The organism is Halorarum halophilum (assembly GCF_013401515.1).
Taxonomy (GTDB): domain Archaea; phylum Halobacteriota; class Halobacteria; order Halobacteriales; family Haloferacaceae; genus Halorarum; species Halorarum halophilum.
In genome coordinates, this window is record NZ_CP058529.1 from 2,567,865 (window position 1) to 2,579,088 (window position 11,224).

Consider the following 11,224-nt stretch of genomic DNA (forward strand, 5'->3'; position numbering starts at 1 on the left):
GCTTCTTTCGGGGGCGAGAAGGAACGACCGTGTCCACGAACGACCCTCCACGTTGGGAATATCGGACGTTGCGACCGCCGCGCGAGTCGACGAAGAAGGAGGCGAGCGACCCGGTCGACGAACTCAACGACCTCGGCGCCGAGGGCTGGGAGGTCGTCGAGACGATCGACTACGTCGGCGGCGGCACGAAGTTCCTCCTGTTGAAACGGCCGGAAAGCGTGGGACGAGAGGGTCAGGATGGGTAACGGCGGGGACTACGACATCAGCACCGGGGACACGATGCGCGAGCGGTCGAACGAGAGCCGGCTGAAGATCTGGCTGCTCCTGCGCACGAACCGGTTCGTCCTGACGGGCGTGCTCGCCGTCCTCGTCTTCGTCAGCTTCATGCTGTTCAGCGTGTTCCTCGACCCGTCGCTCCAGTCCGAGATCAAGTCGACGGACACGATCGAGACGATCTTCTCGTCGATGATCGGCGTGGTCGTCACCGGGACGACCCTCGTCGTCACCATCAGCCAGCTCGTCCTCTCGCAGGAGAACGGACCGCTCGGCGACCAGCGCCAGCGGATGAGCGCCGCGATGGACTTCCGGACGTACACGAAGGACCTGCTCGGCGAGGTCGTGCCCGTCGACCCGTCGGCGTTCCTCTACGAACTCGTCGAGGAGACCGAGCGCCGGTCCGAAGCCCTCGACCGGATCGTCGCCCGGAGCGACGACGACGACCTGCGTGGGCAGGTCACGGAGTTCGTCGACAGCGTCCACGGGAACTCGGAGGAGGTCCAAAAGGAACTGGACGGCGCGAGCTTCGGGACGTTCGACGTGCTGTTCGCCGCGCTCAACTTCAACTACTCCTGGAAGATCTTCCAGATCGAGCGGATGACCGCCGACTTCGGCGACACCCTCGACGAGGACCAGAAACTGGCGTTCGACGAACTCCGAACGGCGCTCGCGATGTTCGGGCCCGCCCGTGAGCACATCAAGACGCTCTACTTCCAGTGGGCGCTGGTCAACCTCTCCCAGTACATCCTCTACCTCGCAGTGCCCGCGCTCGTGGTCGCCGGCGGGATGCTCACGTTCGTGGGGGCCGAGACGTTCGGCTCCGCGACGTTCCTGAACATCCCCGTCGTCACCTGGGTCGTCGCCGTCGCGTTCACGATCACGGTGGTCCCGTTCCTGTTGTTCACCTCCTACATCCTCCGGGTCGCAACCGTCGCCAAGCGGACGCTCGCGATCGGTCCGCTCATCCTCCGCGACTCCCAGCGGTAACGGGCGGGATGAAGAATGGCCAGGACCAGGGGGTTCAAGCCGCCGACCCCCGACCCACGCACATGCGCATCGTCGCGTTCGACTTCGACGGGACGCTCTCGGACTCGGAGATGACCGTGCTGCTCGGCGAGCGGGAGGGGGTCGCCGGGGAGATGGCGGACATCACCGAGCGGGCGATGAACGACGAGATCAGCTACGCGGAGAGCCTGCGGAAGCGGGCGGGTCTCCTGACGGACCTCGAGGAGGACCTCGCCGAGGAGGCGTACGGCGAGGTCCGACTCCGGCCCGGCGCGGCGCGGGTCATCGAACGGCTCCGCGAGCGCGGCCACTACGTCGCCATCCTCACTGGCGGCTTCGAGCGCGGCGTCCGGCGCGCGCTGGAGCACGAGGGCGTCGAGGTGGACGAGATCGTCTCGAACCGGCTCCCGGTCTCGGGAGGTCGGCTCACCGGCGAGGTCGAGGGGTCGCTCATCGAGGGCACCAAGGACGAACAGCTCGAGCGGCTCGCCGACGAGCAAGACGTCCCCCTCTCAGAGACCGTCGCGGTCGGCGACGGCGCGAACGACCTGCCGATGCTGGAGGTCGCCGGGCTGGCGGTCGGCTACCAGCCGAAGCCAGCGGTCGCGCCCGCCTGCGACCTCGTGGTCGAGTCGATGACGGAGCTCGCCGACCGGTTCGAGGACGAGGGGATACTCGTCCCCGACGTGCGGAACGAGCGGTAGAAACGGTAGAAAACGGGGGAATCGACCGAGTAGAGTCGCGCGTCGATGCTCCGCCCGTTCGGTGCTACTCCAGTTCCCCTTCAGCGGCGTCGAGGCCCGCCTCGACGTCCACGTCGACGCCGGCGTCGCCCATCGCCTCGCCGACCGTCCGGATCCCGCGGAGGATCTGCTCGTCCGACAGCGAGCCCATGTTCGAGACGCGGAAGATCTCCCCGCCGAGGTGGGCCTGGCCGCCCGAGATGGAGACGTTCCGCTCGGCGACGGCGTCGAAGAAGTCGTCGGCGTCGCCCCGGATCGACTCTGGGAGCGCGATGGCGGTCACCGTGTTCGACAGCTCCGACTCGCCCTCGGGGGTCGCGAACAGCTCCAGCCCCATGCCGGTGAACCCCTCGCGGAACGCGGCGGCCTGGCGGCGGTGGCGGTCGATGCGGGTCGGCATCGTCTCGGACTCGATGCCCTCGACGGCGACCGCGAGCGCGCGGAACAGCGGGACGGCGGAGGTGAACGGCGTCTGGTGCTGGCCGGCCTTCCGGAGGTGCCAGTCGAGGTCCTCGTAGAACGGCGCCGACTCGCCGTCGAGGTGCTCCTCGACGCCGTCGGCCAGGTACATCGCCGAGATCCCCGGCGGCGTCTCGATGGCCTTCTGTGCGTCGGTGAGCGCGATGTCGACGTTCCAGTCGTCGATCCGGAACTCGGCGCCGCCGATGCAGGTGACGCCGTCGACGACGAACCGGGCGTCGTGCTCGGCCGCGATCTCGCCGACCGCCTCGGTGGGGTTCACCAGCCCAGTCGAGGTCTCGTTGTGGACCGTCGTGACGAGCGCCGTGTCGTCGGAGACGGCAGCCTCCACGTCGGCGACGTCGATCGACTCGCCCCAGTCGGCGTCCACCCGGACGACCTCGTCGGTGTACCGCTCGGCGATGCGGGCGAAGCGACGGCCGAACTTCCCGTTGACGAGCGAGACGACCTCGTCGCCCTCGCCGACGAGGTTGGCGACCGCGGCCTCCATCCCCATCGTCGCCGTCCCGTTGAGGACGATGCTCGTCCCGCCGGCCGAGGTCGACTCGCCGTCCGGGGTCGAGCGCTCGAACACGTAGTCCAGCCCGTCCTGTGCGCGCTCGTAGACGGCCTCGAAGTCGGCCGAGCGGTGCGAGACCATCGGTTCGCTCATCGCCGCCAGCACCTCCTCGCGGACCGGCACCGGCCCGGGGTTGAGCAGCAGGAAGTCGTCGTCGGTCATATCGTCCGGTTCCGTCGCCCGGGGGATAAGCCTCGCGGGGGGTGCAAGCCTCGCCTCCTCGGGGCGCTCGCGTGGCGGGGGCGGCCGTGACCGCGGTCGGGTTCGCGCGAGTCGCGTGGTTTTACGACCCGCGCCACCGACACCCGGTCGATGACCGACGCCGCCGGGCTCGACGCCGAGGAGCTCCGATTCGCCGACCCGGACAACCCGTACCTCGTCGAGCCGGACACCGACTTCGCGCCCGTCGACTCGCTCCCGAGCGAGGCGGCGGCGGAGGAGGCCGCGCTCCTGCGCGCGGCCGTCCGCGAGCACGACTTCCGCTACTACGCCGAGAACGAGCCGCTGATCGCCGACCGGACGTACGACGCGCTGTTCGCCCGCCTCGAGGAACTGGAGGAGGCCTTCGACCTCAACGTCGACGGCTCGCCGACCCAGCAGGTCGGCGGCACGACGCTCGACGAACTGCGGACGGTCGAACACGTGCGACCGATGCTCTCCATCGACCAGTCGGGGGAGGCCGAGGACGTGCGGGACTTCGACGCGCGGGTCCGCGGGGAGGTCGGCGACGTCGAGTACGTCTGCGAGCCGAAGTTCGACGGGCTCTCGGTCGAACTCGTCTACGAGGACGGCGTCTACGAGCGGGCCGCGACCCGGGGTGACGGCCGCGAGGGCGACGACGTGACCGAGCAGGTGCGGACGATCCCCTCGGTGCCCCACCGCCTCGGCGGCGACCCCCCGGCGTTCCTCGCGATCCGCGGCGAGGTGCACATCCCGCGGGACGCCTTCCAGCGGCACAACCGCGAACGCGTCGAGCGCGGCGAGGAGCCGTTCGCGAACCCCCGGAACGCCGCGGCCGGAACCCTCCGCCAGCTCGACATCGAAGCTGTCGCGAGGCGGCCGCTCGACTGCTACTGTTACGATATCCTCGGCTGGGAGGACGGCGGCCGTGACGCGCCGGCGACCCAGTGGGAGGAGCTCTCGATCCTCGCCGACTTCGGGCTGAAGACGAACGAGCGCGCCGAACTCGTCGACGACATCGAGGAGGCCATCGAGTACCGCGACCGGCTGATGGCCGAGCGCGAGGAGCTGAACTACGAGATCGACGGGGTCGTCGTCAAGGTGAACGACGTCGCCAAGTGTGAACAACTGGGGACCACGTCGCGCTCGTCCCGCTGGACGTTCGCGTACAAGTTCCCCGCCCGCGCGGAGGTGACGAGGGTGGAGGACGTCGTCGTGCAGGTCGGCCGGACCGGCCGGCTCACCCCCGTCGCGCTGCTCGACCCGGTGGACGTCGGCGGCGTCACCGTCTCGCGCGCGACGCTGCACAACCCCGACGAGATCGAGAGCCTCGGCGTCAACGTCGGCGACGTGGTCAGGGTGAAGCGCGCGGGCGACGTCATCCCGCAGGTCGCCGAGGTGGTCGAGTCCAACAGCGACGAGCCGTACCCGTTCCCGGACACCTGCCCGGTCTGCGGCAGCGAGGTCGAACGGGACGGTCCGCTGGCGTACTGTACGGGCGGGCTGACCTGCGAGGCGCAGGCCGAGCGCGCGGTCCAGCACTACGCCAGCCGCGGCGGGCTCGACATCGAGGGGCTGGGCGAGGAGTCGGTCGAACAGCTCCGGGAGGCCGGGCTGGTCGAGTCGCTGCCGGACCTCTACCGCCTCCCCGACCGCCGCGAGGAACTCGCGAGCCTGGAGGGGTGGGGCGAGACGAGCGCGGACAACCTCCTCGCGGAGATCGAGGCCTCGCGGGAGCCCCCGCTGGCGGAGTTCCTCGCCGCGCTCGGGATCCCGTCGGTCGGCGGCGCGACCGCGCGAAACCTCGCGCAGCACTTCGGGAGCCTCGACGCCGTCAGGACGGCCGGCGAGGACGAACTCGCGGAGGTGGCCGACATCGGCCCGACGGTCGCCCGTACCGTCCGGGAGTTCTTCGCGAACGAGGAGAACGCGGCCGTCATCGACGAACTCCTCGAGTTCGTCACCCCGCAGGAGGCCGAGACGGTCGACGGGGCCGGCGACGAACTCGCCGGGCTGACGTTCGTGTTCACCGGCGCGCTGTCGGTCCCCCGGAGCGAGGCCGAGGAACTCGTCCAGCGCCACGGCGGCAACGCGACCGGGAGCGTGTCGGGGAACACCGACTACCTCGTCGCCGGCGAGGATCCGGGTGCGAGCAAGCGCGACGACGCCGACGCGAACGAGGTGCTGGTCGTCGAGGAGGACGAGTTCGCCGCGTTACTGGCGGAGCGCGGGCTGGAGTGGCCGCCCGAGGACGACGAGGAGTGACCGTTCGGCGGATGGTTGGTCTGGAGTGGCTCGTTTTCGGTTTCGCGTATTGTGGGTGTGTTTCCAGGTACCGATGAATCCGGTAGCTTGGTGAAGCGGAGCACGAGGCAGTAGAGTGGACCACTACCGCTGGGCGTGACGAGACACCACCGGCCTCCCCAGCCGATTGCGCTTCTCACGCTCCCTTCGGTCGCGCTGTGATGCTCATCCCTCGCGCGCGTCTGCTCGCCTTCGGCTCGCAGTCACGCGCGCCACCCGTCAGAACACGCTTGCTCGCACCGCTGCTGTCGACGCGACCGCGACCGGACGAGTTCGTGCTCGCCTCGCTCGCGTGAACGTCGCTCGGCCGAGTTCGGAGGGTGGGATAGAAAGGGACCGCACTCTCGGGGGCCAATAACACACCCTTGCTCCTCCCATTGGAGCAACTGCCACACAGTAAAAACCCCGAGACGTCGTCAGAGCCGCCAGCTCACAGGTCGGCCTGTTCGAACCGCCACAGCCCCAGGAGCGGCGGAACGAGCAGCCACGCGATCAGCATCGCCACCGCGGCGATCTCCATGTTCGTCGCCCACTGGCCCGCCGCGTCGCTGCCTGCCTCGCCGGCAGCGAGCAGCGTTCCGGCGAGGTACTCCCCCGAGACGATCTTGAACGAACCCGTCGGGTTCACCAGCCGGACCAGTCTGAGCACCTCGTTGCCGGTGAGCGGCAGCCAGCCGGGCGTCCCGCCGAGCAGGAAGAACTGCAGCGGGAGCTGGAGGATCTGCCAGAGGGGGACGAACACGAAGTACACCGCGACGGCGCCGGCGACCGCGAGCCGCTGGGACGGCACGGCGGCCGAGAAGCCGACCGCGATGGCGACGAACACGGCCGCGAGGAAGACGACGAGCAGCGTGTAGCCGATGTACGAGCCCGCGTCGAACTGCAGCGGGCCGACTGCGAGCACCAGCGCCGGCAGCAGGAAACCGATGACGATGGGCACCGCCATCGCGCCCGTGCGGCCGAGCACCTTGCCGAAGACGACCTCCGCCCGCGAGTGGGGCAGCGAGAGCAGGAGCTTCAGCGAGCCCGACTCCCGCTCGCCCACGACCGCGCCGTAGGCGATGACGAGCGCGATGAGCGGGACGAGCGTCGTGACAAGCGAGCCGTTCACGAGCCCGAGGATGGCGTTCGAGGAGAACGTCCCGCCGCCGCCGGGCCGGACGATGTACGCGACGCCGGAGACGAGCAGGACGAAGAACGCCGAGAGCGCCAGCAGCCAGCGCGAGCGCACGGCGTCCTCGAAGTCCTTGCGCGTCACCGCCTCCAGACTCATGCGCGCACCTCCTCGCCGGCGGCGACCCGATCGTCGCCGGTGTAGTGGAGGAACAGGTCCTCGAGCGACGCCTCCTCGGTGGTGAAGTCCTTCACCGTGACGCCCTGGTCCTCCAGCGTGGAAATGACCGTCGTCTTCGCGTCGCTGGCGCACGTGACGGTGACCGTCCCGCCGTCGGTGCTGGCGGACGTGACGCCGTCGAGCGCCCGGACCGCCGCGACGTCGTCCTCGCTCGCCGAGTCGACGGTGATGACGAGCTGTTCCTCGCCGCCGACGGCGTCGCGGAGGCCGGCGATACTGTCCTCGGCGACGAGTTCGCCCTCGCGGAGGATGCCGACCTGGTCACAGACCGCCTCAACCTGCCCGAGCACGTGACTGGAGAAGAACACCGTCGCGCCGCGGTCGGCCTCCGTGCGGACGATGTCGCGCATCTCCTTCGCGCCCGCCGGGTCGAGCCCCGAGGACGGCTCGTCGAGGATGAGCAGTTGCGGGTCGCCCACGAGCGCCATCCCCAGCGTGAGGCGCTGTTGCATCCCCTTCGAGTAGCCGCCGGCCTTGCGGTCGGCCGCGTCGGCGATGCCGACGCGTTCGAGCATCGCGTCCGGGTCGCCCTCGACCCCCTTCGAGCGCATGGCGAACTCGACGTGCTTGCGGCCCGTGAGGCGGTCGTACACGTCGTACCCCTCGGGGAGCACGCCCGTGCGCCGGCGGACCGCGACCGACTCGGCCTGCGCGTCGCGCGAGAGCACCTCGACGCTCCCGCTCGTCGGCCGGACGAAGTCGAGCAGCATGTTGATGGTCGTCGATTTGCCGGCGCCGTTGGGACCGAGGAAGCCGTAGACGGTCCCCTCCTCGACCGTGAGGTCGAGGTTGCGGACGGCGACCACGTCGCCGTACCGCTTCGTGACCCCGCGCAACTCGATGGCTGGCATAGGCTCCGCTTCCCGCGGTCCACAATAAAGGGTTTTGGACCGGCCGACACGCGGCACCACTTGCCGTAACTGACGTGCATATCCCTACGCAGGAATATTCCCTCAGCACATGAACGACGAGGACGGACGCGGTCCCCGCACCCGCGCGCTCCACGCCGGCTGGGACGGGGACCCCGAAACGGGCGCCCGGGCACCGCCCATCTACCAGACGACCTCGTACGCGTTCGCGGACGCCGACACGGCCGCGGACCTCTACGCCTTAGAGCGGGAGGGCGACGTGTACTCCCGCATCTCGAACCCGACGACCCGGGTGCTGGAGGGGCGACTCGCGAACCTGGAGGGCGGGGTCGACGCGGTCGCCACCGCCTCCGGGATGGCCGCCATCGACGCCGCGACGAGCGTGCTCGCGAGCGCCGGCGACAACATCGTCGCCAGCAGCGACATGTACGGCGGCACGAGCGCCTACTTCACGCACATGGCCTCGCGGCGCGGCGTCGACCTCGAGACCGTTCCGACGACCGACGCGGACGCGTACGCCGACGCCATCGACGAGGACACCGCGTTCGTCCACGTCGAGACCGTGGCGAACCCGTCGCTCGTCACGCCGGACTTCGAGCGGATCGCCGGGATCGCACACGAGCACGCGGTCCCGCTCGTCGTGGACAACACGTTCGGGACGCCCGCGCTCTGCAATCCCATCGAGCACGGCGCGGACGTCGTCTGGAACTCGACGACGAAGTGGATCCACGGCTCCGGGACGACCGTCGGCGGCGTGCTCGTCGACGGCGGGGCCTTCCCGTGGGACCACCCCGACGCGGACTACGGGGAGCTCTCGGGGGAGAATCCCGCCTTCGGCGTCGACTTCGCGGAGCGGTTCGGCGAGCGCGCGTTCGCGCAGGTCGTCCGCCACCGGGGGGTGCGCGCGCTCGGCAACTGCCAGTCGCCGTTCGACGCCTGGCAGACCCTCCAGGGGCTGGCGACGCTGCCACTGCGGATGGAGCGCCACTGCACGAACGCCCGCATCGTGGCCGAACACCTCCGGGACCACCCCGAGGTGGCGTGGGTGACCTACCCCGGGTTCGAGGAGCACCCGACCCACGAGAACGCCGCGCGCTACCTCGACGACTTCGGCGGCATGGTCGTGTTCGGTCTGGAGGGGGGATTCGAGGCCGGGAAGCGTCTCTGCGAGGCGGTCGAGTTGATCTCCTTCCTCGCGAACATCGGCGACGCCCGGAGCCTCCTCATCCACCCCGCGAGCACCACCCACGCGCAGCTCACCGAGGACGAACAGCGCGCGGCCGGGGTGCGGCCGGAGCTCCTCCGACTCTCGGTCGGCATCGAGGATCCCGAGGACATCGTCGCCGACCTCGACCGCGCCATCGCGGAGGTGGTCTGAATGACGGAGACGGCGACGGTCGGCGAGTTCCGGTTCGCCTGCGGCGAGACGATCGAAGACCTCGAACTCGCCTACGAGACGTACGGCGAGTTCGACGGCTCGAACGCGGTGCTCGTCTGTCACGCGCTCACCGGGAGCCACCACGTCACCGACTCCGGCTGGCGCGAGGACGGGGAGGAGACCACGGCCGGTCAGGCCCGCGCGTGGTGGAACGACGTCGTCGGGCCGGGGAAGGCGATCGACACGACCGAGTACTACGTCGTCTGCGTGAACATCCCGGGTTCGTGTTACGGCTCCTCGGGGCCGCCGAGCGAGGGTCCCGACGGCGAGCCCTGGGGGACGGACTTCCCGCCCGTGACGGTCGGCGACTGGACGCGCGCACAGCGGCGGCTGCTCGACGAACTCGGCGTCGGGCGGCTCCACGCGGTCGTCGGCGGGAGCGTCGGCGGGATGAACGTCCTCGACTGGGCGAAGCAGTTCCCCGACGACGTGCGCCGGATCGTCCCCGTCGCGACGGCCGCGCGGCTCGACCCGCAGTGTCTCGCGATCGACGCGATCGCCCGGCGGGCGATCACGACGGACGCGAACTGGAACGGCGGCGACTACTACGGCGACGGACCGGACCCGGACGACGGGCTGGCGATCGCCCGCCAGCTCGGGCACGTGATGTACCTCTCGAAGGGGTCGATGGAGCGGAAGTTCGGTCGGCGTGCAGCGGGGCGTGATGCGCGCCGGGACGACTTCCCGGAGGACCCGGCGGGGGCGTTCTTCCCCTACCGCGAGGTGGAGTCGTACCTCGATTACAACGCGCGCTCGTTCACCGAACGGTTCGACGCGAACAGCTACCTCTACCTCACGCGGGCGATGGACGACTACGACCTGTCGTCCGAGTACGGCTCCGACGCGGACGCGCTGGCCGCCTTCGAGGGCGAGGCGCTCCTGCTGTCGTTCACGGCCGACTGGCACTTCACCGTCGAGCAGTCGCGGTCGCTGGCGGCGGCGTTCGAGGCCGGCGGGGCGCCCGTCGCCCACCACGTCGTCGACTCGGACCACGGCCACGACGCGTTCCTCGTCGAACCGGAGTCGGTCGGGCCGCCGCTCCGGGACTTCCTCGCCGACGGCATCGAGGGCCGGGCGGTCCGCGACGAGGGGACGGCGACGGACGACGGGAGCGGGGAGGGGGAACGACGGGCGCCCGTCCACGCGAGCCTGTTCCCCGGATAGCGGTTCTGGTTCGGGTGATACGTCGCTCGGCACGTCCTGTTGCTGACAGGCGGCTCGGTCGCTCCGCCGGGGGGTGAGCCGCACGACCGCGTGACCCCCGGCGGTTGGGGTCAGGTCACGGGGTGAATGGCCCCGTTCTGGGGTTTGAACCCTCGGCTGTTCCGAGACCGATCGTTCGGAGCGGTCGATGTGCGCGGCCGCCGCGCGCCGATGCCAGCTGGTTAGATGGGGTACACGAAGGTCGGACAGCCGCCCAGTTTATCGACCGGAATTTCTACAGAGGAGGCCCGAAAAGTGTAGCCTATCAGGGGAGCTCGAGGCGTTCCAGGCGGTCTCACCGGATCACGACAATAAACGAACAACAATTCGTCGCCGGCTGACGAGAGAAACCCTTTACACGGATACGTCCGACGACAGAGACATGAACTATCGCGAGGTCGAAGTCGCCGGCGAGTACCTCGCGCGCCTGGAGACGGGGGCTGACTGGCGCGCCGAGATCGAGGAACTGGCCGACCGCGAGGACGTGGATGCGGGCTGGTTCACGGCGCTCGGCGCCGTCGAGGACGCGGAACTCTGGTACTACGACCAGGACGAACAGGAGTACCGCTCGGTCGAGTTCGAGGAACCGCTGGAGGTTGCCTCCTGCGTCGGGAACGTCGCGCTGCTGGAGGGCGACCGGTTCGCGCACACCCACGCCGTGCTCTCCCGGCGGAGCGGCCAGGCGCTCGCCGGTCACCTCAACGCGGGCACCGTGTTCTCCGGCGAGGTGTACCTCCGCGCGTTCGAGACGCCGATGGAGCGCGAACGGGACGACGTGACCGACCTGGACCTCTGGCTGTGACCGCGGAGGTC

Annotated in this window: 10 protein-coding genes; 7 read left to right on the forward strand and 3 right to left on the reverse strand. The window is 69.8% G+C overall.

Going from position 1 to position 11,224, the window contains the following annotated elements; genetic code table 11:
* The first annotated feature begins 29 nt into the window (after positions 1-29).
* The 3 genes from HUG10_RS12955 (at position 30) to serB (ending at position 1,985) form a co-directional block, all read left to right on the forward strand.
* Positions 30-245, forward strand: a complete 216-nt coding sequence (locus HUG10_RS12955) for a hypothetical protein (RefSeq protein WP_179169975.1) — start codon at positions 30-32, stop codon at positions 243-245.
* Positions 238-1,263, forward strand: coding sequence for a hypothetical protein (locus HUG10_RS12960; RefSeq protein ID WP_179169976.1), 1,026 nt, complete (start codon positions 238-240; stop codon positions 1,261-1,263). Before HUG10_RS12955 ends, HUG10_RS12960 begins: the two co-directional genes overlap by 8 nt.
* 62 nt (positions 1,264-1,325) lie before the next feature.
* Positions 1,326-1,985, forward strand: a complete 660-nt coding sequence (gene serB, locus HUG10_RS12965) for a phosphoserine phosphatase SerB (protein WP_179171079.1) — start codon at positions 1,326-1,328, stop codon at positions 1,983-1,985.
* Positions 1,986-2,049: 64 nt separating this feature from the next.
* On the opposite strand, the gene HUG10_RS12970 is transcribed toward serB, so the two are convergent.
* Entirely contained in the window at positions 2,050-3,225 is a 1,176-nt protein-coding gene (locus HUG10_RS12970) for a pyridoxal-phosphate-dependent aminotransferase family protein (RefSeq protein ID WP_179169977.1), read from the reverse strand.
* Positions 3,226-3,375: 150 nt separating this feature from the next.
* On the opposite strand from HUG10_RS12970, the gene ligA reads away from it, so the two are divergent.
* Positions 3,376-5,508, forward strand: a complete 2,133-nt coding sequence (gene ligA, locus HUG10_RS12975) for an NAD-dependent DNA ligase LigA (protein ID WP_179169978.1) — start codon at positions 3,376-3,378, stop codon at positions 5,506-5,508.
* A 469-nt stretch (positions 5,509-5,977) separates the two neighbouring features.
* On the opposite strand, the gene HUG10_RS12980 is transcribed toward ligA, so the two are convergent.
* Both HUG10_RS12980 and HUG10_RS12985 read right to left on the reverse strand, forming a co-directional pair.
* Complete coding sequence (locus HUG10_RS12980) at positions 5,978-6,820, reverse strand: ABC transporter permease subunit (protein ID WP_179169979.1); 843 nt, start codon at positions 6,818-6,820, stop codon at positions 5,978-5,980.
* A complete protein-coding gene (locus tag HUG10_RS12985; RefSeq protein WP_179169980.1) occupies positions 6,817-7,752 on the reverse strand; it encodes an ABC transporter ATP-binding protein in 936 nt (311 codons plus the stop codon). Before HUG10_RS12985 ends, HUG10_RS12980 begins: the two co-directional genes overlap by 4 nt.
* 109 nt (positions 7,753-7,861) lie before the next feature.
* Here HUG10_RS12985 and HUG10_RS12990 point away from each other — a divergent pair, with 109 nt between their 5' ends.
* From HUG10_RS12990 to HUG10_RS13000, 3 genes are all read left to right on the forward strand, one after another.
* Positions 7,862-9,148 carry an O-acetylhomoserine aminocarboxypropyltransferase/cysteine synthase family protein gene (locus HUG10_RS12990; protein WP_179169981.1) on the forward strand — a complete coding sequence of 429 codons (1,287 nt, stop codon included), beginning with the start codon at positions 7,862-7,864 and terminating at the stop codon, positions 9,146-9,148.
* Positions 9,149-10,372, forward strand: coding sequence for a homoserine O-acetyltransferase MetX (gene metX / locus HUG10_RS12995; protein WP_179169982.1), 1,224 nt, complete (start codon positions 9,149-9,151; stop codon positions 10,370-10,372). It begins immediately after the preceding gene.
* A 421-nt stretch (positions 10,373-10,793) separates the two neighbouring features.
* The gene (locus HUG10_RS13000; protein WP_179169983.1) at positions 10,794-11,213 is read left to right on the forward strand and encodes a PPC domain-containing DNA-binding protein; all 420 of its coding nucleotides are present in this window, start codon (positions 10,794-10,796) and stop codon (positions 11,211-11,213) included.
* Positions 11,214-11,224 lie beyond the last annotated feature (11 nt).

What these genes read in the sequence shown, in the direction of transcription:
- HUG10_RS13000 (WP_179169983.1), top strand. Translation starts at nt 10,794, where the DNA reads ATGAACTATCGCGAGGTCGAAGTCGCCGGCGAGTACCTCGCGCGCCTG.
- serB (WP_179171079.1), top strand. Translation starts at nt 1,326, where the DNA reads ATGCGCATCGTCGCGTTCGACTTCGACGGGACGCTCTCGGACTCGGAG.
- HUG10_RS12960 (WP_179169976.1), top strand. Translation starts at nt 238, where the DNA reads ATGGGTAACGGCGGGGACTACGACATCAGCACCGGGGACACGATGCGC.
- HUG10_RS12985 (WP_179169980.1), bottom strand. Translation starts at nt 7,752, where the DNA reads ATGCCAGCCATCGAGTTGCGCGGGGTCACGAAGCGGTACGGCGACGTG.
- HUG10_RS12970 (WP_179169977.1), bottom strand. Translation starts at nt 3,225, where the DNA reads ATGACCGACGACGACTTCCTGCTGCTCAACCCCGGGCCGGTGCCGGTC.
- metX (WP_179169982.1), top strand. Translation starts at nt 9,149, where the DNA reads ATGACGGAGACGGCGACGGTCGGCGAGTTCCGGTTCGCCTGCGGCGAG.
- HUG10_RS12980 (WP_179169979.1), bottom strand. Translation starts at nt 6,820, where the DNA reads ATGAGTCTGGAGGCGGTGACGCGCAAGGACTTCGAGGACGCCGTGCGC.
- ligA (WP_179169978.1), top strand. Translation starts at nt 3,376, where the DNA reads ATGACCGACGCCGCCGGGCTCGACGCCGAGGAGCTCCGATTCGCCGAC.
- HUG10_RS12990 (WP_179169981.1), top strand. Translation starts at nt 7,862, where the DNA reads ATGAACGACGAGGACGGACGCGGTCCCCGCACCCGCGCGCTCCACGCC.